Source organism: Paraliobacillus sp. X-1268 (genome assembly GCF_003426095.1).
GTDB classification, from domain to species: Bacteria; Bacillota; Bacilli; order Bacillales; family Amphibacillaceae; genus Paraliobacillus_A; species Paraliobacillus_A zengyii.
On the sequence record NZ_QJSK01000001.1, the window covers coordinates 1 to 24,457 of the forward strand.

General features: G+C 33.0%; 29 protein-coding genes, 1 tRNA gene and 1 riboswitch. Of the genes, 18 read left to right on the forward strand and 12 right to left on the reverse strand.

All coding sequences use genetic code 11. The features are described from left to right. Positions 1-628 precede the first annotated feature (628 nt). The 8 genes from D2K62_RS00005 to comGA form a co-directional block, all read right to left on the reverse strand. A tRNA-Gln gene (locus D2K62_RS00005) sits at positions 629-700 on the reverse strand. Positions 701-763: 63 nt separating this feature from the next. Then, positions 764-1,144, reverse strand: coding sequence for a hypothetical protein (locus tag D2K62_RS00010; protein ID WP_117160672.1), 381 nt, complete (start codon positions 1,142-1,144; stop codon positions 764-766). Continuing rightward, positions 1,119-1,562 carry a competence type IV pilus minor pilin ComGF gene (comGF, locus tag D2K62_RS00015; RefSeq protein WP_112181303.1) on the reverse strand — a complete coding sequence of 148 codons (444 nt, stop codon included), beginning with the start codon at positions 1,560-1,562 and terminating at the stop codon, positions 1,119-1,121. Before comGF ends, D2K62_RS00010 begins: the two co-directional genes overlap by 26 nt. Then, the gene (locus tag D2K62_RS00020) at positions 1,513-1,854 is read right to left on the reverse strand and encodes a hypothetical protein (protein WP_112181302.1); all 342 of its coding nucleotides are present in this window, start codon (positions 1,852-1,854) and stop codon (positions 1,513-1,515) included. The genes comGF and D2K62_RS00020 overlap by 50 nt, the downstream gene beginning before the upstream one ends. Next, complete coding sequence (comGD, locus tag D2K62_RS00025) at positions 1,844-2,281, reverse strand: competence type IV pilus minor pilin ComGD (RefSeq protein ID WP_117160673.1); 438 nt, start codon at positions 2,279-2,281, stop codon at positions 1,844-1,846. The genes D2K62_RS00020 and comGD overlap by 11 nt, the downstream gene beginning before the upstream one ends. A 3-nt stretch (positions 2,282-2,284) precedes the next feature. Then, a complete protein-coding gene (comGC, locus tag D2K62_RS00030; protein WP_112181300.1) occupies positions 2,285-2,614 on the reverse strand; it encodes a competence type IV pilus major pilin ComGC in 330 nt (109 codons plus the stop codon). 3 nt (positions 2,615-2,617) lie between these two features. Then, complete coding sequence (locus D2K62_RS00035; RefSeq protein ID WP_112181299.1) at positions 2,618-3,676, reverse strand: type II secretion system F family protein; 1,059 nt, start codon at positions 3,674-3,676, stop codon at positions 2,618-2,620. Continuing rightward, positions 3,654-4,658 carry a competence type IV pilus ATPase ComGA gene (gene comGA, locus D2K62_RS00040; protein ID WP_338418760.1) on the reverse strand — a complete coding sequence of 335 codons (1,005 nt, stop codon included), beginning with the start codon at positions 4,656-4,658 and terminating at the stop codon, positions 3,654-3,656. The genes D2K62_RS00035 and comGA overlap by 23 nt, the downstream gene beginning before the upstream one ends. Positions 4,659-4,895: 237 nt before the next feature. Here comGA and D2K62_RS00045 point away from each other — a divergent pair, with 237 nt between their 5' ends. After that, positions 4,896-5,390: a shikimate kinase gene (locus tag D2K62_RS00045; protein ID WP_232824277.1), complete on the forward strand. Its 495-nt coding sequence runs from the start codon at positions 4,896-4,898 to the stop codon at positions 5,388-5,390. A gap of 45 nt (positions 5,391-5,435) precedes the next feature. Next, entirely contained in the window at positions 5,436-5,624 is a 189-nt protein-coding gene (locus D2K62_RS00050; protein ID WP_112181296.1) for a YqzE family protein, read from the forward strand. Between the two features lie 14 nt (positions 5,625-5,638). Here D2K62_RS00050 and D2K62_RS00055 read toward each other — a convergent pair whose 3' ends face one another. Continuing rightward, entirely contained in the window at positions 5,639-6,448 is an 810-nt protein-coding gene (locus D2K62_RS00055; protein ID WP_157967827.1) for a YqhG family protein, read from the reverse strand. Next, positions 6,426-8,096, reverse strand: coding sequence for a DEAD/DEAH box helicase (locus tag D2K62_RS00060; protein WP_112181294.1), 1,671 nt, complete (start codon positions 8,094-8,096; stop codon positions 6,426-6,428). Before D2K62_RS00060 ends, D2K62_RS00055 begins: the two co-directional genes overlap by 23 nt. Before the next feature lie 142 nt (positions 8,097-8,238). After that, positions 8,239-8,330: riboswitch (glycine riboswitch) on the forward strand. Positions 8,331-8,494: 164 nt separating this feature from the next. On the opposite strand from D2K62_RS00060, the gene gcvT reads away from it, so the two are divergent. From gcvT to gcvPB, 3 genes are read left to right on the forward strand one after another with little or no spacing between them, the layout of a single operon-like run. After that, positions 8,495-9,598 carry a glycine cleavage system aminomethyltransferase GcvT gene (gene gcvT / locus D2K62_RS00065; protein WP_112181293.1) on the forward strand — a complete coding sequence of 368 codons (1,104 nt, stop codon included), beginning with the start codon at positions 8,495-8,497 and terminating at the stop codon, positions 9,596-9,598. Positions 9,599-9,610: 12 nt separating this feature from the next. Beyond that, positions 9,611-10,957 (forward strand): aminomethyl-transferring glycine dehydrogenase subunit GcvPA, encoded by a 1,347-nt coding sequence (gene gcvPA, locus D2K62_RS00070; protein ID WP_117160675.1) that lies wholly within the window; start codon positions 9,611-9,613, stop codon positions 10,955-10,957. After that, entirely contained in the window at positions 10,950-12,407 is a 1,458-nt protein-coding gene (gene gcvPB / locus D2K62_RS00075) for an aminomethyl-transferring glycine dehydrogenase subunit GcvPB (RefSeq protein WP_117160676.1), read from the forward strand. The genes gcvPA and gcvPB overlap by 8 nt, the downstream gene beginning before the upstream one ends. Positions 12,408-12,449: 42 nt before the next feature. On the opposite strand, the gene D2K62_RS00080 is transcribed toward gcvPB, so the two are convergent. Then, the gene (locus D2K62_RS00080; protein ID WP_112181290.1) at positions 12,450-12,842 is read right to left on the reverse strand and encodes a rhodanese-like domain-containing protein; all 393 of its coding nucleotides are present in this window, start codon (positions 12,840-12,842) and stop codon (positions 12,450-12,452) included. Between the two features lie 217 nt (positions 12,843-13,059). Here D2K62_RS00080 and mntR point away from each other — a divergent pair, with 217 nt between their 5' ends. From mntR to D2K62_RS00105, 5 genes are all read left to right on the forward strand, one after another. Continuing rightward, the gene (gene mntR, locus D2K62_RS00085; RefSeq protein ID WP_112181289.1) at positions 13,060-13,482 is read left to right on the forward strand and encodes a transcriptional regulator MntR; all 423 of its coding nucleotides are present in this window, start codon (positions 13,060-13,062) and stop codon (positions 13,480-13,482) included. Positions 13,483-13,714: 232 nt separating this feature from the next. After that, positions 13,715-15,424, forward strand: a complete 1,710-nt coding sequence (locus tag D2K62_RS00090) for a DNA-binding protein (RefSeq protein ID WP_112181288.1) — start codon at positions 13,715-13,717, stop codon at positions 15,422-15,424. Between the two features lie 131 nt (positions 15,425-15,555). Beyond that, a complete protein-coding gene (locus tag D2K62_RS00095) occupies positions 15,556-16,101 on the forward strand; it encodes an RNA polymerase sigma factor (RefSeq protein ID WP_112181287.1) in 546 nt (181 codons plus the stop codon). Further along, on the forward strand, positions 16,088-17,017 hold the full coding sequence (locus D2K62_RS00100) for a hypothetical protein (RefSeq protein WP_112181286.1): 930 nt from the start codon (positions 16,088-16,090) through the stop codon (positions 17,015-17,017). Before D2K62_RS00095 ends, D2K62_RS00100 begins: the two co-directional genes overlap by 14 nt. 63 nt (positions 17,018-17,080) lie before the next feature. After that, positions 17,081-17,971 carry a patatin-like phospholipase family protein gene (locus D2K62_RS00105; protein ID WP_117160677.1) on the forward strand — a complete coding sequence of 297 codons (891 nt, stop codon included), beginning with the start codon at positions 17,081-17,083 and terminating at the stop codon, positions 17,969-17,971. 136 nt (positions 17,972-18,107) lie between these two features. Here D2K62_RS00105 and D2K62_RS00110 read toward each other — a convergent pair whose 3' ends face one another. After that, a complete protein-coding gene (locus D2K62_RS00110) occupies positions 18,108-18,494 on the reverse strand; it encodes an SA1362 family protein (RefSeq protein WP_117160678.1) in 387 nt (128 codons plus the stop codon). A 254-nt stretch (positions 18,495-18,748) separates the two neighbouring features. Here D2K62_RS00110 and D2K62_RS00115 point away from each other — a divergent pair, with 254 nt between their 5' ends. From D2K62_RS00115 to spoIIIAE, 8 genes are all read left to right on the forward strand, one after another. Then, positions 18,749-19,246, forward strand: a complete 498-nt coding sequence (locus D2K62_RS00115; RefSeq protein ID WP_117160679.1) for a YqhR family membrane protein — start codon at positions 18,749-18,751, stop codon at positions 19,244-19,246. 119 nt (positions 19,247-19,365) lie between these two features. Continuing rightward, positions 19,366-20,427, forward strand: coding sequence for a M24 family metallopeptidase (locus D2K62_RS00120; protein WP_117160680.1), 1,062 nt, complete (start codon positions 19,366-19,368; stop codon positions 20,425-20,427). Positions 20,428-20,472: 45 nt separating this feature from the next. Then, the gene (efp, locus tag D2K62_RS00125; RefSeq protein WP_117149451.1) at positions 20,473-21,030 is read left to right on the forward strand and encodes an elongation factor P; all 558 of its coding nucleotides are present in this window, start codon (positions 20,473-20,475) and stop codon (positions 21,028-21,030) included. 162 nt (positions 21,031-21,192) lie between these two features. Then, positions 21,193-22,170: a stage III sporulation protein AA gene (gene spoIIIAA, locus D2K62_RS00130; RefSeq protein ID WP_255421351.1), complete on the forward strand. Its 978-nt coding sequence runs from the start codon at positions 21,193-21,195 to the stop codon at positions 22,168-22,170. Continuing rightward, positions 22,115-22,627 carry a stage III sporulation protein SpoIIIAB gene (gene spoIIIAB / locus D2K62_RS00135; protein WP_112181281.1) on the forward strand — a complete coding sequence of 171 codons (513 nt, stop codon included), beginning with the start codon at positions 22,115-22,117 and terminating at the stop codon, positions 22,625-22,627. The genes spoIIIAA and spoIIIAB overlap by 56 nt, the downstream gene beginning before the upstream one ends. A gap of 14 nt (positions 22,628-22,641) precedes the next feature. Further along, on the forward strand, positions 22,642-22,848 hold the full coding sequence (gene spoIIIAC / locus D2K62_RS00140) for a stage III sporulation protein AC (RefSeq protein ID WP_112181280.1): 207 nt from the start codon (positions 22,642-22,644) through the stop codon (positions 22,846-22,848). Between the two features lie 4 nt (positions 22,849-22,852). Continuing rightward, positions 22,853-23,242, forward strand: a complete 390-nt coding sequence (spoIIIAD, locus tag D2K62_RS00145) for a stage III sporulation protein AD (RefSeq protein WP_112181279.1) — start codon at positions 22,853-22,855, stop codon at positions 23,240-23,242. A gap of 25 nt (positions 23,243-23,267) precedes the next feature. Continuing rightward, positions 23,268-24,452 (forward strand): stage III sporulation protein AE, encoded by a 1,185-nt coding sequence (gene spoIIIAE, locus D2K62_RS00150; protein WP_112181278.1) that lies wholly within the window; start codon positions 23,268-23,270, stop codon positions 24,450-24,452. Positions 24,453-24,457: the final 5 nt, after the last annotated feature.

A 24,457-nucleotide genomic window follows, 5' to 3' on the forward strand; every position in this document is an offset into this window, starting at 1 on the left:
TCTATCAAAATGTCTACAGGCATGGAAGGAAAGATCATCGCTATAAGCATAAGAGTCCTTTTGATATTCTAAATCTTGCGTATGAAAGAACCGTTAAAGCAGCATAGAACAACTGTATAAAATTTCCACAATAAAGCAGGAAACGCTTCTTATTTACCTTGTTGTAAAATAATTTAATATTTAGTAAAAAGTTGTTTGGACACTGTTTTGTTTTTCTATATTTTATCCTTAGCTTGACGGCTATGGGGCACGGCTTCAGCTAACTCGAATAAGCAAAGACCGCTTTCCGAGTAGATCTTCAGCGCGTGGGATTGCGATTACTCATCCCATCAAAAACATTCGCTGTTCCCACGGGAGTCTCACCCATTTAACTTGCTACGCTGATTATGCGTTAAAAGCGATACATCGTCTACTGTTTAGAAATTTAATTGTGCTTATGACAATAGCTGTTTACGCCGTAGTTGATGATTATTCCGGCTTAAATCTTATAGAAAGTAGTTTTTCTAAAAGACTGTCGAGTAATAGTAAAGTTCTACTCCAAACACTAAACAGTCAATGATTAGCTTTTATTATAAGTAATGAGAAAAACCTATCTCACAAAAGTGAGATAGGTTTTAAAGTTTTAATACTGGGCTAGCTGGATTCGAACCAACGAATAACGATACCAAAAACCGCTGCCTTACCGCTTGGCTATAGCCCATCGAGTAACATTTGTTATCTTTAACTATTTGCTCAATTCTTATTCATAAATCATGTAATAAATTTAATCTTTTATTAAATATTTACTTAGTTTTCTATTTCCTAATAATGTTGTAGCTTCAAATTTGTATCGTATTGCATCATTTTCGAGTGCATCATAAGTAATTTTGACTATCCCATTTGGAAATTCATATTGAAGTATTTCTTTGTCAAGGCTGAAACTATTTTTGTTTTGTTCACTGACGAATTTTTGATAAGCCATTTGATGTAATGTTTCTAACTCAATTTGTTCCATTTGTAAGGTGGTCATCTTCGTTTCATTCGCATATAACGATATACTGGTAATGACACTTAATAAAACAATCGCGGCAATAAAAGTTATATAAGGAAAGAAAAAACCATTTTCTGTTTGTAATCTTTTAATAAAAGCTAATTGTTTTTGCATATAATTCTCCTGTGATTGTTGTAATTGTTACATGTATACCAAAGCTTAATTCTTCTAGAATAAATGTTTTAACGTTCCGAACTAATATTTCATGACCAGTATTATTTATTTGTTTTCTAATCGTATTTTGATAAGGAGAGATTAAAATATGTTCTCCAGTTTGTTTAGTTAAATGTATCGTATTGTCATCTATATAGTTAAAATCATTTTCATGTATCTCATTGCTTAAAAAATGAAAAAATTGACGGACTGACAATTCGTCTGTATAAGATTGCTGATCGATTAACCGATAAACTGTTGGTATTAAAGCTAAAGTTGTACTGATTAGTGCAAGTGAAAACAGAATGCTGATGAGTGTGAAACCTTTCTCAGTCTGGATAATAATATAAGCAAATTTCTTCGGTTTGATTTTTAACATTATTCCATATCGCACATCCTTTCCATAGCGGATCTTCTTTAATAAATGAAAGGGTAACTTCTTTGTTATTTCTAACTAAATCTTTTTGAGTATCTTGGCTTGAATTTGAGTTTTCTGAAAAGCTCTGAAGTTCGTCATGTAGAAATGATTGGATATCTCTTTTTTGAAATAAAATATTCTGTTCGATACTTAGCTGTAATATTATTGGGACTAAAGTGAAACTAATCATCATTAGAATACTGAAGGAAGCAAGTAATTCAGTTATAACAAATCCTTGTTGTTTATGTTTCAACTAGATAACTCCTCCCTTTTCCAAAAGGAAAAGTAATATCATAACTATTCGAAGGTGTTCTTATTTGAAATTTACCAGGTTGCTTAACTGTCCCATTGGTTGAAAATGATAAGGGCATGGTTAATGTGTCTAATTTAATTTCCCATGTGTCAGGTATAGGACGTTCAATTATTATTTCTCCAAAACCCCCATTTCTAATTTCATAAGTATGTGAGGATGGTTTTATTAGCATATAGAAACTTCCCATGGAGGCTATCGTTTGTTGTTGCATAAACATAATGTCACTCTCAAATATTTGATACCATCGATTAAATTGATAGGTTTGATAAGTTTTTATATGAAAGGTTGTTCCTATTACAAGTAAAATCGATAGGATACTTAACACAATTAATAATTCAATAATAGTAAAACCACTATCTTTGTTCATTTTTTAATTATTTACAGCAATTGTTTTAAGTTTATGGTTAATTGCTTCTCCATCATATACTATTTGTTTGGTTCCATTTGAACAAGTATCAGATTGAATGTACTGCTCATCTACGAGAATTGAAATTGTAGCTGGGTAAGCCCCGTGATCAATTTTGTAAGATTCCATTTGATTCTCTGTCATTTGAATTAACGCAGCACAGCCTTTTTCTTGTACAGTTTCATTTTTATCGGCTAAATTAGGTATTAACAAAATTAAAAGTGTTGTAATCACTGCTAAAACGATTAGCATTTCAATTAATGTAAAGCCTTTTTCATTTTTGATTTTAATCATCTCCTAAATTGTATTTATTAGTTGAAACATTGGTAATAGTAAAGAAAGATAAATAAAAATAATACTAAGAGCCATCACAACAAAAAAGATTGGTTGAATACGGGTAATTATTTTTTTCACTTTAATTTCAATCAGCTCAATTAAAAAATCAGCATACATTTTTAAATCTTTTATTAATAGATTATTCGTAACGTTTTTTTGGAAAATGGCATTAATATCATGTTCGAGAAGAGTACAACTTGGAAGAATTGTGGAGATAGCTTGGCCTCTTTGTAAACCTTGCATTAAAATATCACAATAATAACTGAGGAGGGGAAGCTGTTGTTGTTTAGATAGAACCTCAAAACATTCTTTCAAAGACAGTCCAGCTTGTAACAAAGAGCTTAAATGCAAGGAAAATAGAAACGTTGTGTGTAGTCGAATGACTTTTTTTATTAAGGGAATACGCTCATAGATGATAAGTTTTGTTTCAATTGATAAATTCTTTTTAACATAGATCCAATATAGAAATCCTAAACTTATTGCAACAAAACAAATAATAAATACAGTAAATAAAACATTGATTAATCGAATGGAAAATATAGTTAGGTCTGAGGTATATGCAGTAGATGAAAATAGTTGAATAAAAGAAGGATATACCGATGTTTTAATGAAATATAAAAGTAGAATAAACATAATGAAAAGAACAAATGGATACCGGATCGCTTGTTTAAACTTCTGAATCAAAGTTAATTGTTGACTTATTAACTGAATACTTTGTTTTAATGCTTTTCTAATATCTCCATGTGCCATTGAGAAAAATAAGAAGGAGATAATTTGTGAGTCGAATTTCGCTCGTTCTAATGCTAATGTAATAGAATTCCCTTCCTTAAGGGTAGTAATAATTTCTTTAGAATGATTCTCCCATTTTTGATTCCATTGCATAGCGACTAGCGCATCGAGTAACGTGTAGTGCTGCTCCAATAAACGAGCTAATCGAATTAAAAATTTATTTTGTTCATCTAAAGATAATGTTGTGGATTTTTTAATGAACACTATATTACGAATACTTTGCATATCCATAGGCAACAGCTTTCCTCCTTAACTGATCAAAAGTATGGAATTTTGGATTTTTTTCATTAGTTGTACCGTTTATTGCCTCTTGTAATACTTCACCATCTAGTAATTCTAAAATTGCTGCTCGTGAAGGAACTTGACCTTTTGTAAGGACTGGAAATAGTTCTAAAGAAGCAACAGCAATTAAGTTTTGGTCTAAATCTGTCTTTCTTATTCCCATCTCATTTAGTCGATGAATAGTACCAAAGGCATTTTTTGCATGTAACGTAGATAAAACAAGATGTCCAGTGTAAGCTGCATGAAAAACGAATTGAGCCGTCTTCTCATCACGAATTTCTCCAACCATGAGAATATCAGGATCATGTCGGAGTGCAGCTTTCAATCCAGCCTGATAAGTAATACCGCTTTTTTCATTAACTTGAACTTGAAGTAAGTCTTGGATTTCCTTTTCGATCGGGTCCTCTAACGTAATGGTTTGGTAAGATTGTTCTTGTAACAGAGCCTGCAATAAGGCATATAAGGTGGTAGTTTTACCACTCCCTGTTGGACCGGTAAATAATATTACACCACTTCGATTGGTTATCCATTGTTTAATACTATTTAGTTGATAGGGGAATAAAAATAATTGGTTTAATGAAATTGTTTCTTGTTGAGGGAGTAAACGGATAGCCAGACTTTCTGAACCATTAACAGGTAATGTGGATAATCGAAGTGATATTGTTTGTTGCTTGTATGGAAATGTAATCGCACCATTTTGGGGGCTCCGAGTTTCTCCAATATCCATGCCAGCAGTAAATTTATAATAACTTACTAAAACCTGATATTGTTTTGAATCGATTTCATAATGAAATATTCGCTTTCCGTGAATCCGAAAGTATATTTTTACTGTTGAAGTGAAAGGACAAAAATGGATATCAGATGCAGCAAGTTCTAAAGCAGCATGAATTAATTTAGTAGAAAAGAGTGCTGCAGGATTCAATAGGTTCACCTCACTTTATAATGTTACTATACAAAGCTCTTTTCAATAATGCAAGGTTGTATAAATTATTTCATTTGGCAGAAAAAGTGTTTTTATACCTACTTTTACTTTTTGTTATTTAATTTTGTTTCAGTTGAAATTAGTTTTTACAGGCTAAAATAACGCACGAAAAAAATTTAATGAAATCGAAATTTTATCCAAATCATGATATAATGAACGCAAATTTAGTCGCATAAGGAGTACATAATGGATAGTATATATTTAATTGGTTTTATGGGTAGTGGAAAAACAACGATTGCTAACCGACTAGGTACAAAAATGCAAGTAGCTGTACAGGATACAGATAAAATGATTGAACGTTTTTATCAAATGAAGATAAAAGATATATTTTTAAACTATGGGGAAGAAACTTTTAGGGATTATGAGCATCAAATGTTAAAAAAAACAGAAAAGAAAAATTGCATTGTTGCAACAGGGGGAGGAATTATCGAAACTCCAGAAAATATTTTAGAATTACAAAAACAACAAACAATATATTTGCAAGCAAGTTGGGAAGTAATAATGAATCGATTAAAGGGTGACAAGGATAGGCCGATATGGAATAATCAAGAAGTAGATAAGCAAGCACTGTTACATAAGCGTGAAGCTAGATATATCGAAGCTGCATCTATAATTGTAAACACAGATGGAAAGACAACTAATCAGATAGTAACAGAAATAATGACACTTATAAATAGGTGATTTTCAGGGTATCCTAGACATAAAACAAGAGAAAGGGAGATTTTTATGTCTGGAACTGAACTAGTACAATATATGACGGAAGAATTCATGAAATATATTGATAAACCGAAAAGGGAAAGAAAAGCACAAAGAAAAGCGCGCAAAAGAAAGAAACAAGACAATCAACCATTGTCTAATAAATGGTTTGGTTTATTGCCTGTTTCCATAAAGTTGTGGAAAAATAAAAATAATTAATAATTAATAATTAATCATCTGTTTCCTTGTAATATTTCGCCTGAAGTAGGCTGACTAATATGAAAAATACCACCATTTATAATATCAATAGCGATGCTAGGTTGATATAATTCCTCAATAGCTGCCGCTTCTTTTTCATAATGAATTAATTGATCACCTGTATCAGATTGATAAAAATAATCTAACAATTTTTTTTCTTCTTGCATGAATTGCCATGATTCAATTGCCCAATCATGCTGTTTATTAAGCAGATCTGTTTCTAAATAGTGAACAATTCGTTGATAACTATTGTTTAATCGAATTAATGGACTTAAGTTATAACAATAGTCGGGTATGGTGGTATGCCATGAGAATTGCTTTATTGTGTCCATCATATTATCAATCATTGCCCCATTTATCATATGAATACCAATAGATTTGATTTCTTCTCTCTTCTGTTTTCCAATATAACTTATTTTTATATTTAAGATCAGCCAAGGTATTAAAGCAGTTTGTTGTTGGACGTTAAGTTGTTGATAGAGTCGTACACTTTCTCCTTGTGTTTTTAGCATACGAAAAATTTGCTGTAATAGTGGACTGCCAAAGTGTATTATCTCTGCTCCTTGCTCCTCCAAACTGGGATCTGTTAAGAAAGTAATTGATCCAGGCTCTCCTTTTTGTCCAATTTTTTTAATATATTGCCAATAAAAGGGACGATTCATGATATATTCATCCATCTTATCGGTTAGTTGGATAGATAATTTCCCAGGACTATTTTCCTTTATTGTACATTGATTAGCGATAAAAAAGTCATGAAGGAAATTATGAAGATTCTCGATTGCCATGTGAATTCTCCTTCTCATAAGTTAATTGCGCATCTGAAATAACCGCAGATAAATTATCCATCTTAATCCTTACTTCACCATCTGTTTGAGATTCCTTAAATATTTTCTCCATCTCATTCTCAAGGTTTGTTAATTGTAAATCTGCAAGAATCGCATCTAAATTACCAATAACTCGTTCAAACAAATGAATTTTTTCATATAATAATCGCAGAATATGATCCTCAATTGTATTCTTGATCGCAAAATTATAAATTTGTACATCGTTCTTTTGACCATAGCGGTGAATTCGACCAATCCTTTGTTCTAGACGCATTGGATTCCATGGTAAATCATAGTTAATCATTTTGTTGCAGAATTGAAGATTAATTCCTTCTCCTCCAGCTTCAGTCGCAATTAATACTTGGGCTTTATCTTTAAACAACTGACGCATCCAATCTTTTTTGCCTCGTTTAAATCCACCTCTAAATGGTACAGAGGTAATATTGTTTTGTTGTAAAAACCATTGTAAATAAACTTGCGTGGCTCTGTATTCGGTAAATATAATGCATTTTTCGTCCGATTGTTTTATTAATTCCACCACTTTAATTGCTTTCGAGTGGTTTGGTAACTCTCCTAGTTTACCTAAAAACTCTTTGTATTCATTTGCATATATACCCGCATTATCATTCTCTAAGTTTTTCTTAATCGAAAGAAAGCAAGCTTCACGTGAAGAACATAATTCACGTAAATAAGTAATTGCTGAAAAATGCGGTGCTTCTATTGTGATTTTTTTTAATTGTTCATATGCTTGCATTTCTTCATCTGTAAATTCAATTTGAATCGTTTCCACTTTTCGTTTTGTCCAATCAATGCCAGTTTCTAGTCTAAGGTTACGCACCATTACTTTTTGAACAAGTTTTTTCAAGTGTATATCTTGATCAAGATTTTTAATGTTTTTACCGAATTTTTCTGCAAATGTTTGGTAATCTCCTAGAAAGCCAGGTTTTAATATGGAAACGAGATTAAAAATATCACTTAACTTATTTTGAATAGGAGTAGCAGTTAATAACAAACAATATTTTTTCTGTAGAGATCGAATAAATTGATAATTCTTTGTTTGATGATTCTTTAATTTATGTGCTTCATCTACTAAAACAAAGTCGTATTTTTGTTGTAGAATAATCTCTCGATGTGGATCTCTTTTTGCTGTATCTATTGAAGTAATTATAATGTTGTCTTGGTCCCATATTGGGCGTTTTCTAGTTGTTACAACTGGAATATAAAACTTTTGCGTTAATTCTAATGCCCATTGATTAACTAGCGATGCAGGGACGAGAATTAGTGCTTTTTTTACTAACCCACGCATCATATATTCTTTTAAGACTAATCCAGCTTCAATCGTTTTTCCTAAGCCTACTTCATCAGCTAAAATAGCTCTACCATTCATTTCTTCTACTACTTGCTCAGCACAAGATAATTGATGTGATAAAAAAGTAACATGTGGTAATAATCTAGGTGCTTGTAATCCAGAAAAGTCATGGGTTAAAGTTGTTAAAGTAGCTTGATAAGATAAATCGAACAATTCCCATGAGCTAAATGGACCGTCTGCATTTACTTTTTCTTCTAAACTCTCGATAAATTTCGGATCTCTTTTTAATTCAATTTCCACGAAAGTCCACCTTCCGAACTATTTTTGATTTTTTTCTGTTTTCATTCGCCATTAATCTAAAATCATGCTATAATTATGTTGATTTCAAGTAAAAAAACAATGTAAATTCTAGTATGTCCAAATTTAATAATTTTACAAGCGAATGAAGATAATAGGAGAGATCACTATAATGTGACGCCGAAGGAGCAAGTATGTAATACGAATCTCTCAGGCAAAAAAGACTTTTATCTGACGCAACTCTGGAGAATGTTTATCAATGAATAAACTACCCAAGAAGCAAGTCCATTGAAAAGATGGATGAATCTTTCTGGTACAAGGACAGGGAAATTATCATAAATATGATAATTTCACCTGTCTTTTTATTTGACTAATTTAAGTTTGAGAGGGGTTTTGAGTAAATGGAAGAATTGAAGAAAACACCATTATTCTCCGAGTATGAAAAATTCAATGCTAAAACAATTGATTTTGGTGGATGGGCATTACCAGTCTATTTTACTGGTATTAAAAATGAACATCATGTAACAAGAAATAAAGTCGGTTTGTTTGATGTATCACATATGGGAGAAATACTTGTAGAAGGAAAAGAAGCAGAAGCTTTCTTGCAAAAGATGCTTACAAATGATCTGTCAAATCTTAGCTCAAATCATGCGCAATACACAATTATGTGTTATCCAGATGGTGGAACAGTGGATGACCTAATTGTTTATCAGTTAGCTAATGAGAAGTATTTATTAGTAGTGAATGCTGCTAATATAATAAAAGATTTTAACTGGTTAATGAAACATAAAGTGGAGCAGGTAACGATCACGAATCAATCAGAAAAATTCGTTCAATTAGCTATACAAGGGCCAAAGGCTGAACAAGTGTTGCAAAAAGTAATTGATAAGAAATTAGCTAATATTAAGTTTTTTGAATTTTCACAAGATGTATCTTTTAATGGATTAGATGACAAAGCACTGATCGCGCGAACAGGTTACACGGGTGAAGATGGTTTTGAAATATATATTGCAGTGAATAGTGGTGTAGCACTATGGAAAACAATCATCGAGGCAGGTAAAGACGAAGGGATTCAACCGATTGGTCTTGGCGCAAGAGATACATTAAGGTTTGAGGCTAATTTAGCATTGTATGGTCAAGAACTGAGCTCAACTATTTCACCAATTGAAGCAGGACTAGGGTTTGCGGTTAAAACAAATAAAAAAAATGATTTTATAGGTAAAAAGTTATTACTACACCAAAAAAAAGAGGGTCCACAACGTAAATTGGTAGGGATAGAAATGGTCGGAAAAGGGATACCGCGTCATGGTTACTCAGTTATGAATCAAGAGGAAGAAATAGGATTTATTACGAGCGGAACACAATCACCAACTTTAAATAAAAATATTGGTTTAGCACTAATAGCAGCAGATTATGCAATAGAAGGAAGTCTCGTAAATGTACAAATTAGAAAAAAGCAAGTCCAAGCTAAAGTAATTGCTACACCGTTTTATAGAAGGGGATAAGGGGGAGAAAAAATGGAGTTTCGCTACTTACCAATGACACAAGAGGATAAAAAGGAAATGTTAGACACTGTTGGTGTATCTACTACAGATGAGCTATTTGAGGATATACCTAATGAATTACGTTTACAGAAAGAATTACAGTTAAAAAAGCCAGCAAATGAAGCGCAATTAATGCAGGAGTTAACTGCTCTAGCAAAGAAAAATGTGAACACGAAGACACATACATCCTTTTTAGGTGCAGGTGTTTATGATCACTACATTCCATCAGTAGTTGATCATATAATCTCTAGATCAGAATTTTACACTGCTTACACACCTTATCAACCTGAAATTTCACAAGGCGAATTGCAGGCTATTTTTGAATTTCAAACGATGATCTGTGAATTAACTGGTATGGATGTAGCAAATTCCTCGATGTACGATGGACCAACTGCATTAGCGGAAGCAACCAATCTTAGTGCTGCACAAACAAAGAGAAAAAAAGTACTTGTTTCTAAAACAGTCCATCCTGAATCTAGAGCAATAATTGAAACGTATGGAAAAGGTCAAGGTATTGAAATTATAGAAATACCTGAAAAAGATGGATTAACTGATTTAGGTATGCTTGAGACGTTAGTAGATGAAACGGTAGCAAGTGTTGTTATTCAGTATCCAAACTTTTTTGGTCAAATAGAGCCACTAGCTACTATAAGACAAGTGATGAATAATAGTAAAGCTATGTTTGTCGTATCTAGTAATCCTTTAGCACTAGGGTATTTAACACCACCAAGTGAATTTGGTGCTGATATTGTTGTTGGTGATACACAGGTATTTGGAATCCCTGCACAATTTGGTGGGCCGCATTGTGGCTATTTTGCAACTTCGAAGAAACTAATGCGTAAAGTTCCTGGAAGGTTGGTAGGGCAAACCGTAGATGAAGATGGAAAAAGAGGTTTTGTTTTAACTCTTCAAGCTCGAGAACAGCATATCAGAAGAGATAAAGCGACTTCTAATATTTGTTCAAATCAGGCATTAAACGCTCTGGCATCTTCAGTTGCAATGAGTTCATTAGGTAAAAAAGGTATTAAACAGATGGCTTGGCAAAACATGCAAAAAACTTACTATGCAAAAAAAATGCTCGAAAAACAAGAAATAGAAGTTATCTATCAAGGTGCATTATTTAATGAAATAGTCATCAATTTGAATCGAGATGTTGCAAAAGTAAATCGAGCATTGTTAGAAGAAGGTATGATTGGTGGATATGATTTATCTCTAATTGATAAATCATATCGAGGTTATATGTTACTTGCTGTTACGGAGATGCGGACAAAAGAAGAAATTAATAGGTTTGCTAAGAAAGTAGGTGTGATCATTGAATAATCAAGATTATCCATTAATTTTTGAATTAAGTAAGCCAGGTCGAACAAGTCATAGTTTACCGGATTTAGATGTGGAAGAGACGGATATCGAATCGCTGCTAGATCCAGCTTATATTCGGTCAACTCCTCCTAACTTACCTGAACTGAGTGAATTACAAATTATCAGACATTATACTGGATTGTCACGTCGGAATTATGGCGTGGATTCAGGTTTTTATCCACTTGGATCATGTACGATGAAATATAATCCGAAAATGAACGAAGATGTTATCCGATTAGAAGGTTTTAGTCATATCCATCCATATCAAGATCCAGAATCAGTACAAGGTGCTCTAGAGGTTATGTATGATTTGCAAACTGCTTTGACTGAAATTACTGGTATGTATGATGTTTCGCTTCAGCCAGCAGCAGGTGCACAAGGTGAGTGGACTGGATTAATGATGATTCGAGCATTTCATGAAGGAAATAATGATTTTAAACGATCAAAAGTAATTGTTCCAGATTCGGCACATGGAACAAATCCTGCATCAGCTTCCGTTGCTGGATTTGAGGCTGTTACAGTAAAAACAAACGAGCGAGGATTAGTAGACCTAGAGGATTTAAAAAGGGTTGTAGATCACCATACAGCTGCACTAATGCTAACGAATCCGAATACATTAGGTTTGTTTGAAGAAGAAATTACCGAAATGGCTCGAATAATTCATGATGTTGGTGGTCGATTATACTATGATGGGGCTAATTTAAACGCGATTATGGGATATACAAGACCCGGTGATATGGGTTTTGATGTTGTTCATTTGAATTTACACAAAACGTTCACTGGCCCACATGGTGGTGGTGGACCTGGATCTGGACCTGTTGGTGTATCGGAAGAAATTGCACGATTTTTACCAAAACCAGTGTTAAGAAAACGTAATAATAAATTCGAATTGGATTATGATCGTCCACACTCAATAGGCAGAGTGAAACCTTTTTATGGGAATTTTGGCATCAATGTACGTGCATATACCTATATTAGGACAATGGGTGCAGAAGGTTTGAAAAAGGTCAGTGAATATGCTGTATTAAATGCTAATTATATGATGCGAAGATTAGAACCAGTATTTAAATTACCATATTCACAACACTGTAAACATGAATTTGTCTTATCGGGAGAAAACCAAAAAAAATTAGGTGTTCGAACATTAGATATTGCTAAACGGTTGTTGGACTTTGGGTATCATCCACCAACGATTTATTTCCCTATAAATGTAGAGGAAGCCATGATGATTGAACCAACAGAAACAGAGGCAAAAGAAACACTAGACGGTTTTATAGATACAATGATAGAAATAGCAGACGGAGTAAAAAATAACCCGGAATATGTTCAAGAAGCACCACATACAACGATTGTTCGGCGTATGGACGAAACAAGAGCAGCTAGAAAACCAATATTAAAATACGAGTTCTAAATAAGAAGGCCTCTTCCAGTTGGAAGAGGCCTTCTTATTTAGTTAATAGCTTGCTTTTTTTGATTTTTTAATCTTTCCAGACCATTTTTTAAAACCGCCTTGAAGCTGACTTATGTCAGTATAGCCTTTTTTACTTAGCATTAATGCTGCTCGTCCCGTTCGAGAGCCGTTTTGACAATATAAATAGATAGCTTGATCTTTACGTAACTCATTCATGCGTTGTTTCATTTGGGTTAATGGAATATTCCGCGCTCCCAAAATGTGACCACCATCAAATTCCTTTGGTTCTCTTACATCGATTAGCTGTGCTTTACGATATCCTTCACGAAATTCTTCTTCCGAAATCGTTTTTAGTATGCGTCGTTGTTTAACATATCTATAGACACTAAATACGATTAGCGCTATTAATAGTCCAATTAAGATATACAATTCCATTTTACTTCCCCCGTTTTTATAAAAGTCATATTCTATTGTACGACAATTATATCATTTTTTCCAAAAAAATTCTTTCATTGATGCTAGATATCTTAAATTAGTATATTTAATCTATTTAAAAACTTACCAACAAGGAAAATCGCTTGTGTACATAGCAAAACTATTGTATCCTTTTTATTATAGGTATTAAAGGGAATTGAAGAATTGGAGGACTACCATGCCAACACCTAGTATGGAAGATTATATAGAACAAATATATATGTTAATTGACTCAAAAGGTTATGCTCGTGTTTCTGATATTGCTGAAGCTTTAGAAGTTCACCCTTCCTCCGTTACAAAGATGGTTCAAAAACTTGATAAAGATGAATATCTAAATTACGAGAAATATAGAGGATTGATTCTAACTCCTCAAGGAAAAAAAATAGGTAAACGACTTGTATATCGACATGAGTTATTAGAACAATTTCTCGGGATAATTGGCGTAAATAAAGAAAATATTTATCATGATGTAGAAGGAATTGAGCATCATTTAAGTTGGAACTCTATCGATCGAATTGGTGATTTAGTCCAGTATTTTGAAAAGAACCCAAGTAGAGTAGAAGAACTAAAGCAATTACATAAAGAGAATGACGAATTATAATTAATTAAAAACAGAAGGAATTCGTAAATATACGTATTTCTTCTGTTTTTAAATTGTTTAATCAGATTTTCAAAAACTGTCACGTAAGTTTCTCCCAATAGCTTAAAACAGGACTCATTTGTTGCTAACAAGGCGATTTTCTACTAAGTAATTTACTTTAAAATATTGAAACTAAATTCAAGCGTAATCCGTATATCTTAGTAAGATAAACAACAAAAAGGGAGAGGTCTGCATGTTAGGCGTTATAATTACCACAGCTTTATCATTTATATTATATCTTTTCGTATTGCTCACATTGCTAATTACGAAAAAAAATAAAAAAGCTATACTTAAACACGGTGTTTCTATTTTTATAGTAGCTTTTATTTTATTTAGTATCATAATCTATGTCATTATGCCTACGATTACAATTCCAAATATGCTATTATCAAATTTACTTGTAGGTTTAATAACTACAGCTTTGTTATTTGTAATGATTGAAGGAGTTAAAGTTTATAAGGCTCCACAGAATTCGATTATTGGTTTTGTCTTTATATTAGCAATAGTAGCATTGCCTATTGTTTTTATAGCAGGATTTTTCGCATTGGATGATTCATATGAATCAATTGATAAAGAAGAACAAGATCAATCAGAACCCCTTAGTAAAGAAGATACACCAATTGCGGTTGCTCCAGAGTCAGCTCGAAACAAGATGCAAAAAGCAATGAGTGTTGTACCAAATCCTCAATTTTATGACCTAGGTAAATTACAAGTTCAAAAAATTGATGAAGAGATTGTTTATGTTGCTCCATTAGAATTTACTGGTTTTTGGAAATACCTACGAGGAAGTGAAACAGAAGGTTATTTTAGAATATCTGCGACAAATGTTAACGCGCAACCGGAGTTTGTGGATAGTAAGATGAGCTATACAAACTCAAGTTATTTTAATGACAACATTCAACGAGTTATTTACAATCAATATCCACAGTATATCCAGAGTGGAGAAGCACAAATAGAAGTGGATGAACAAGGCAAACCCTGGTACGTACAAACATTATACCAACCAGTTAAGATTACCAATAAACCAAATATGAATGAACTGATGGTAGCGGTTGTAGATCCAGTTACTGGTGAATTATCCTTATATCAAACGAATCAAGCGCCAGACTTTATCGAAGGCTCTGTTAGTTCGGAAATGGCAGCGTTACAAAATGAATATTTTGGAAATTATGTTCATGGTTGGTTTAATAGTCTTTTTGGTAAAAAAGATGTTCGAATTCCAAATGATTCAGGAACGGAGAAAAGTGTTACACCTATTTTTGATGAAAATGGAGAAATGTTTTATTTTACAGACATGACTTCTCCAAAAGAAAATATTGACTCAGCTCTTGGTTACACATTAATCCATGCGCGAACAGGAACATTAACTTATTATAATGGAGATATTAATAATGGAATAATGGATAGTGAAGGTGCAAAACAAATTGTAAATAAAGAATTTCCTGAAAAAAATTGGGAAGGCTCCATGCCAATTTTGTATAATATCGATGGGAATCCAACTTGGGTAGTAAATGTATTGGATCCTAATGGACTGTTTAAGCATTATGCATATATCGATGCATCTGATTCTGACTTTGTCGTTTTTGGCGATACAGCAGAAGGTACATTAGATGCGTATCGTATTGCGTTACAACAAGATCCTGGAAGGGTTGAATCAACTGAAGAAGTTGAAGCAGAATCAAGAAGTGGAATTGTATATCGTGTGCTTGTTATAACAACTGATACGAGCCAAGTAGTTCAGTTTTTATTAGATGGTGAAGAAACAATTTATACAATAAATGCGAGTAATCAGCCGTTAGCTGTGTTTTTACAAGAGGGTGACGAGGTTACTATGCAAGTAAAAGTTCGTGATGAGCAAACAGCAACTGTAGAAGAGATGACCATAGAGGGATTAACAGAATAGATAGTAAAATCACCAGCCCGATCAGTAAGACGGACTGGTGATTTTTTGTGACGGAATTATATATTGTACTTTTTTGTAACGTAAAATGATTAAAATCGTCTAATAAAATATAATAAAGAGGGTGAAACAAGTTGCAATGGAATGAAGACGAAATTCGAATTATTTATCGAACTTATTATAAAGATGTTTATCGATTTATTCTTTCATTTACGAAATCACAAGAAGATGCTGAAGATTTAACACAAGAAGTTTTCGTTCGCTTATTCAATACTAGTTCAAAATATAAGGGTGATTCATCAATGAAAACATGGTTGTTCACGATAGCAAAAAATATATCGATGGATCATTTTCGAAAACAAAGTAGGCAAGTAATATTGCAAGACTTTTTGCTAAATATTATTCCATTTAAGGAAAAAAGCACGGAAGAAAAAGTGGAAAGTAAAGACGAATTAGGTCAGGTGTACGATAAATTGAGTGAACTTAAAACTGATTATCGAATGGTTATCGTACTCCGAAACATGCATGATTTTTCAGTGAAAGAAACGGCAAATGTTATGAACTGGTCTGAGTCTAAAGTGAAAGTGACGTATCATCGGGCGATAAAGCAATTGCGAACATTGTTAGAAGATTATGAGCAAGGGATTAAGTCAGGAGGTGGGTTATTTGGATCAGAATAAAGAAAAAGCGCTATTAAATCTTTTGAAAAAGGAATATAACAAGATAGAGCCAAGAGATGAATTTGGTAGTGAACTGGAAGACAAATTAGTAGATAAGTTTTCTAAAAAGAAGACAATTTTTTGGTATCCTATTTTTGGGTTAATTTTTACGGCAGGATTATTTTTAATATTAATACTAAATTGGGATAGTTCAAATCAGAATGCTTCAAAACCAGCACAAGAAACGAATATAATTTCAAAGGAAAGAACTGAAGAGGAAATAGTTGGATCTAAGCCTGTTGAAGAGGTAGTGAATGATCTAAAAGCTTTGCTAGTAATGGATAATGCTACTACACCGACAACATTTCCAATTGATGATAATACTTTTTTAACTGGTTATATCGAAGAAAACACGAGTAATAGCTATAAGATATCTTATTATCAAATTAATGATTCCAGAGAAATTAATGTTGACCAATTGACAAGGTTAGATGAAGAATTAATCGCAACTTTCTCTGCTAAGGATTATAAAGAAGATTCTAATAGTCTAGAGGAGGATTTCACTGAAAATACCGATCCAATAAATGTTGAGCCTGGAGAAGAAACAGCATTAGATCTTGGGTTTGACATATATGGTAAGTATGAAGAAGATAAATTGAGGGAGAGTGTGAACTGGCAAGAAGGAAGATGGTTTCTACAAGTATCGTCTATGATATCTGACCAGATGGAGATTGAGAATATTGCTATACAAATAGTTGAATTCTTAGAAAAAAAACTTTTACCTGCACCAGACGTAGGAAATGTGTTCGTAGCATACGATGAGGGTGGTAATTCTGTCGATGTTAATATAATTTGGATAAATGATAATATTGTTTATCAATTAGAGACAACTGAGGTACCAATAAATGCATTAGATATGGTTGTATCTGTAAAATAGTTTATAGTTCTAAATTAATACGGCTTCTCCTATATATAGAATAAACACATGTTGGGGGTTCTTATGAAAATTGATGGTGTTTTTTCAGGAGGAGGAGTCAAAGCTTTTGCCTTTATCGGTGCATTGGAGGTATTGGAAGAGAAAGGTTTTACGTTTGAGCGTTTAGCCGGAACATCGGCAGGTGCAATTTTAGCGAGCTTACTTGCAGCAGGATATACTGTAAAAGAAATTGAATTAATGCTGATGAATTTAGATTTAAAAAAATTCTTGGATACAAGTATTATGGATAAATATATTCCTATTTGTAAAGTCTTTTCACTATACTTTACAATGGGCATATATAAAGGTGATGCTTTTGAGAAGTGGTTATATCAAAGACTTGCTTATAAGAATGTATATACTTTTCGTGATCTTCCAGAAGGCTTGTTAAAGGTGGTTGTTGCAGACTTATCTTTAGGTAAAATTGTTGTTTTACCAGATGACTTGGAGCGTTTATATGGAATAAAACCAGAGAGTTTCTTAATAGCGACAGCAGTTCGGATGAGTGCAAGTCTACCTTATTTCTTTCGTCCCAAGAAATTAGTCAATACAAAAAATCAAAAAAGTATTATAGTAGATGGTGCAATTTTAAGTAATACACCGATGTGGATTTTTGATAAAGATCGTTCTATGAGAAGGAGACCTTTATTAGGGATGAATTTAAGTGCAGCATATGATCAAATCCCCGAGAAAAAGATTACAAATGCATTTAATCTTTCAGAAGCCTTGGTTACAACGATGCGTTTAGCACATGACGCTAGATATATATCAAAAAAACATACAGATGATCTCCTATTCATACCAGTAAAAGAAGTTGATGTATCTGATTTATCGTTATCTAAAGATTCAAAAAGGGATTTAATCCTATTTGGTAAAAAAAGAGCTACATCATTTCTAACACACTGGCCTAACTAATTAAGTACCCGCTATGGAAAAATAAGTTCACTTTTTTAGCAAGTATTTTTGATTATTCACTACGGCATATTTTACAGCTACTGCACAGTTTGAAAACCAAGACTATTTATGAAACAAAAAAAGAAAAGACATGCCACTAAAATGTGGCTCGATCTTTTCTTTTTTGTTTTTTTCCATCTATTACACGTAAATGCGGTGCATCAGTTTTTTTAACCTGTTTTTTCTTTTTTAATATAGGTTGATTCTTTTTAATAGCTTTGGATGTCGATGCTTTTTTTGTCTGTTGATTTTTATATTTTTTCTTTGATTGTTTAACAGCTTTTTTATATTTTATTAAATCGTCTGTCGTACGTTTTCGAATGATAAAGAAGTAGATTGCACCGTAAATTAATGCACCAAGACCTGCGATAATTAATATATTCATAATGAAACCTGTTGGGTTTGTAAGTAATTTACTTCCTAAACCAATAATAGCAAGACCAAGAAGGATATATATCCATACAGAAAACCTATGACGGAACATTTTTTTCACCCTTTCTACTGTTTTTTAAAAACCTTTTTTGTTTATGGCTAGGCGAATCGTTTCTATCATATATTATTTCCGTAATCTATTAATTATATGCATTTATTATGCTACTTTTTTTAAAGTCTTACATCTATTTTACTAAAAAACACAAGAAAGCACTAGTAGTAGAAAAATTTTGATAAATTTTCTTTTGGAACAAACTAAGCATATTGTAAAAAAAAATGGTCATCCTATATATCGAGGTGATAAGGATGGTAGCTAAAAAACAATTAGAACAAAACAAGAGAGAACAACCGACTTCGATTATTACAAAATCTCTTATGACTGGATTTGTAGGGGGTGTTTTTTGGGGATTTATGGGATGGTTTGCTAGTTATTTTAATTTTACATCTGTATCTCCTGCATCTTTCATGATTAGGTCTTGGTTAAATAAAGATTGGACAAGCGGATGGTTAGCTGAATTAATTGCAATTATTCTAATCGGCGTATTATCATTAGCAGTAGCAATTATTTACTATTTACTGTTAAAAAAATTACGTGGATTATGGCCAAGCGCTATATTTGGAATAGCCTTATGGGGCATTGTATTCTATGTATTATTGCCGATTTTTCCGAATATATCATCTTTAAATCAGTTGAATGGTGATACGATCGTGACAACCCTTTGCTTATTTTTACTATATGGTATTTTCATTGGTTATTCTATTTCTTATGATTATCTTGATACAGTAACAAAGAAAAATATTTAATGTTATTCAAAAGTCTCAGATTAAACACAAACAGCAGAATTATGATAAACTAGATAAAGACAAATTGACGTATAAATAGAAGAACTTGTATGTTACTAATTAGAAGGGAAGGATTTAACATGGGGAAAATAGAAAAACTCCGTATTGTAATGAAAAAGGATAATTTAGGCGCTTTAGTAATCACAAATTCGTTTAATATAAGATATATGACGGGTTTTACTGGTACTTCAGGTATTGCGCTTATTACTGAATCGAAAGCACTGTTTATTACGGACTTTCGTTATACGCAACAAGCAGCCGATGAAGTTCCATCATTTGAAATTATTGAACATAAACAAGGTGTTATTAAAGAAATTGCTAACCAAGTGAAGACATTGGGTATAAAGCGTATTGGATTTGAAAAAACAGATCTAACATATGAGATTTTTGAAGAATATCAAAAAGAAATTAGTGCTGAGTTAGTCCCGACAAAAGGTTTAGTAGAAAAATTACGTTTGATTAAAACAGATGATGAGATTGCTATTTTAAAGGAAGCTGCTAAAATTGCAGATGCAGCATTCGAGCATATTCTAACTGTTATTAAACCTGGTGTGAAAGAAATTGATGTATCAAATGAACTAGAATTTTTCATGCGTAAACAAGGCGCTACTTCATCTAGTTTTGATATTATTGTAGCATCAGGCTATCGTTCAGCACTCCCTCATGGTGTGGCATCCGATAAAACAATTGAAAATGGGGAGCTTGTGACATTAGATTTTGGTGCCTTATATAAAGGGTATTGTTCCGATATAACACGTACGGTGGCTGTTGGTGAAGTATCAGATGAATTACATACCATTTATGATACGGTATTACAAGCACAGTTAAAAGGTGTAGAAGGCATTAAAGCAGGAATAACTGCCAAAGAAGCCGATGCGCTTACAAGAGATTACATTACAGAAAAAGGATATGGTAAATACTTTGGTCATTCTACTGGTCACGGTTTAGGGTTAGAAGTACACGAAAGTCCAGGCCTATCATTTCGCTCAAGTGAAATTCTAGAAGAAGGTATGATTGTTACCGTTGAACCAGGGATATATGTACCAAATGTTGGTGGTTGTCGAATCGAAGATGATATTATTGTTACGAAAGATGGTAATAAGAGGTTGAATCATTCAACAAAAGAACTTATTATATTATAAGTTATAAAAGATAAAGAGATAGTTACTATAGGGAGGAAACAAAAAATGATTTCAGTTAATGATTTTAAGACTGGGCTAACAATTGAATTTGATGGAAGTATTTGGTCGGTCGTAGATTTTCAACATGTAAAACCAGGAAAAGGTGCAGCTTTTGTACGTTCAAAATTACGTAATTTACGAAATGGTAATATCCAAGAAAAAACGTTTCGTGCTGGAGAAAAAGTAGAACGAGCACATATTGAAAATAAAAAAATGCAATATTTATATGCTGCTGCTGATGTACATACTTTTATGGATACCAACACATATGAGCAAACTGAGTTGCAAGCTAGTCAAATTGAGTATGAATTAAAATTCTTAAAAGAAAATATGGAAGTTAATATTATGAGTTACCATGATGAAACAATTGGTGTATCTTTACCAAACAACGTTGAGCTTAAGGTTACTGAAACAGAACCGGGTATAAAAGGGGATACTGCAAGTGGTGGTACGAAACCTGCAATTTTAGAAACAGGTTTAAGTGTTCAAGTACCTTTCTTTATAAATGAAGGAGACATTCTTCTTATTAATACAACGGATGGTAAATATGTTTCACGTGCTTAAATAAAAAGAATGATTGAACTGGTATGCAATATGCATGCCAGTTTTTTATTTGTCCTTTTTTTGATATCTAACTAGATGTGAAATTCAAGTCATATCATATGAAGACAAGCATAGACTTACTATAAATACAAATGTGTTACTAGAGAAAGAAGTGAGGATATGATAGGAGAGATCATGAGATTATTCCCGGACATATTGAAGCGGCAGCTCATGACTAAGATTGGTTCGCGTTGGCAAAGTTTACAGGAAATTAGAGTTAGAATTGAGCGCCCAATAGAATTAGTTTTTGATACGAATACAGAGTGGCTAATAGAAAACGTCCCGGTTAAACAAGATGGGATATTTCTATTAAATCAACTCAGCCAATTTTCATTGTATCGTATGGAAGAAGAGCTAAAACAAGGTTATATAACTATTCGTGGGGGACATCGTGTTGGTCTAGCTGGAAAAGTTAACACCCTGCATGGCGAAGTGAAAGCAATTAAGGATATTACATCATTTAATATTAGAATTGCAAAAGCAAAAAAAGGTATAGCAGATAACTATATATCCTATTTATATGATGAAAGATACTTTAATACCTTGATAATTGGAGCGCCTCAAACTGGTAAAACAACATTACTGCGTGACATTGCGCGAGTAATTGGAAATGGTTGGAGTAATATTAATCCAGCTAAAGTCGGTATTATTGATGAACGATCAGAAATAGCTGGATGTATAGAAGGGATCGCCCAACATGAAATAGGTATTCGTACAGATGTATTGGACGCATGTCCTAAGACTGAAGGCATGATGATGATGATTCGTTCCATGTCTCCAGAAGTGCTCATAGTAGATGAAATTGGGACTAAAAAAGATGTAGAAGCATTGCAGGAGGCATTACATGCTGGTGTTCGTATAATCTGCACAGTACACGGTGAATCATTGAAAGATATTCAAACCCGTTCTACTTTTAAAATGTTATGGGAAGAACAAGTTTTTGATCGATTTATTTGTTTAGAACGAACTAAAAAACCGGGAGTAGTCCAATGTATTCTCGATTCAAATGGAACAAATATTGTAAAGAAACAGGGGTGGCGGAAGAATGAAATGGATAGGGGCTCTTCTTCTATTAGGCGCCACCACGTGGATCGGATTTGAAATAGCATTTCAATTGAACAACCGTCCAAAAGAAATTAGACAATTAAAAAGCGCCTTACAAATAGTTGAAGCGGAAATGGTTTATAGTCAAGCACCACTAGAAGAAGCTTTCAGAGTAGTAGCGAAACAAATTCCGCAGCCAGTTTCTTCGTTTTTTCAAGCAGTATGTCAAGATTTGCAAACTCAATCAGTAGATTTTCCTGCTAGCTGGGACAAGCATCTTACGATCTTCTTTGCCAATGTTTCTTTAGGAGATTATGAGAAGGAAATTATGCATCAATTTGGACAAACACTAGGACAACATGATATTAAACAACAAACTAAACATATTCAACTTGCTTTTACACATTTAGAACGTGCTTTAGAAGAAGCACAGGATAACCAACAAAGATACGGAAAAATGGTTAAAAGTTTAGGGTTTTTAGCTGGATTATTTATCGTCTTACTCTTGATTTAGAAAGGAGTAAAATTATGTATCAAGATGCCGCAATTCTTTTTCAAATTGCTGGAATAGGAATCATCGTAGCAATGATTCACACTATCTTAAAACAGATGGGGAAAGAGGAGTATGCACAATTTGCTAGTCTAATTGGATTTATTATTGTACTGATCGTCGTAATTGATAGCATTGACGAACTATTCCAGCAAATAAAATCCGTATTTTTATTTCAGGGGTAATGAAATGGCTATAATTCAAATTGTAACAATTGCTATCATAGCAAGTTTACTAGTTCTGTTAGTGAAAGAGCAAAAGCCAACTTTCGCATTTTTAATTGTTTTAGTAACGAGTGTGATTATCTTCTTTTTTGTAATGGAATATATTGGGAAGGTAATCGAATTAATTCGTGCATTAAGTAACAAGGCAAACATAGATAATATGTATCTGGAAACAATTTTACAAATAATTGGAATTTCATATGTTGCGGAATTTGGTGCTCACTTAACAAGAGATGCTGGATTAGTATCGGTAGCAGCAAAAATTGAATTAGCTGGAAAATTACTTATTATTGTTTTGGCAGTACCCATATTAACAGCCGTTGTTGAAACGATTCTAAACTTTCTACCGCAATAATGCTAAATAAAAGTGAGGTAAGCATATGAAGGTATATGTGAGAAGAATAGGAGTGTTTATTTTCCTTCTGTTCATATATTACCAATTCCCTGAAACCATTACAGCTACTACTTCTCCCTCATCAACGGCAGAAAATACATCTTTATTAGAGCAAGTTTCAATGGATGAAACAACTACCTATTGGAATCAGTTGGTTACAAACTATGGTGAATTTCTACCTAATATAAAAAATGTAACATTTCGCGAATTCTTACAGAATCAAGATGCACTATCCATTAAGGATTGGATTGAAGCTGTTATTTCGTACCTTGGTTACGAAGTTATACAGAATGGAAAGTTGCTAGGCACGTTAATTATATTAACGATGTGTTCGGCAGTTCTCCAGAGTATTCAAACAGCGTTCGAATCAAAAACAGTTAGTAAAGTAGCGGATATTGTAATCATGCTTGTTTTACTTATCTTAGCATTACAAAGTTTTCAACTTGCATCAACGTATGTAAACGAAACAATTATTCAGATGCGGGATTTCATGCTAGCGTTGTTACCATTAATGCTTGGTTTAATGGCCTCCTTTGGAAATTTAACAGCTGTTGCTTTTTTTCATCCGGTCGTTGTTGCGTTAATGCATTTTACTGTCGTACTTGTATCAAAAATTATACTGCCATTGTTCTTCTTATCAGCATTATTACAAATGGTTAGTACACTGAATGAAGCATTTCAAGTTACTAAGTTAGCAGAGCTATTTAAAAATTTTGGACTAGCTTTATTAGGTATAGTCTTAACCGTTTTTTTGAGCGTTGTCTCAGTCCAAGGAGCAACTTCTGCAATTCAAGATGGCATAGCAATGAAAACAACGAAATTTGTTACTAGTAACTTCATTCCAGTTGTTGGAAAGCTATTTACAGATGCAGCGGACACTGTTCTTGGTGCTTCGTTATTATTGAAAAATGCTGTTGGATTAGTTGGGTTAATTATACTGTTAATTATTGTTATCTTTCCTGCAATAAAAATCATTGTAATTGCATTGATTTATAAAATAACTGCAGCTATATTGCAACCTTTAGGTGATGGTCCGATATTAAAATGTATGGATATTATGAGTAAGCATATTTTATATTTATTTGCTGCACTGCTCGCAGTATCATTGATGTTTTTTTTGACTATTGTTTTACTCGTAATAGCAAGCAATATTACATTAATGCTTCGTTAAGAGAA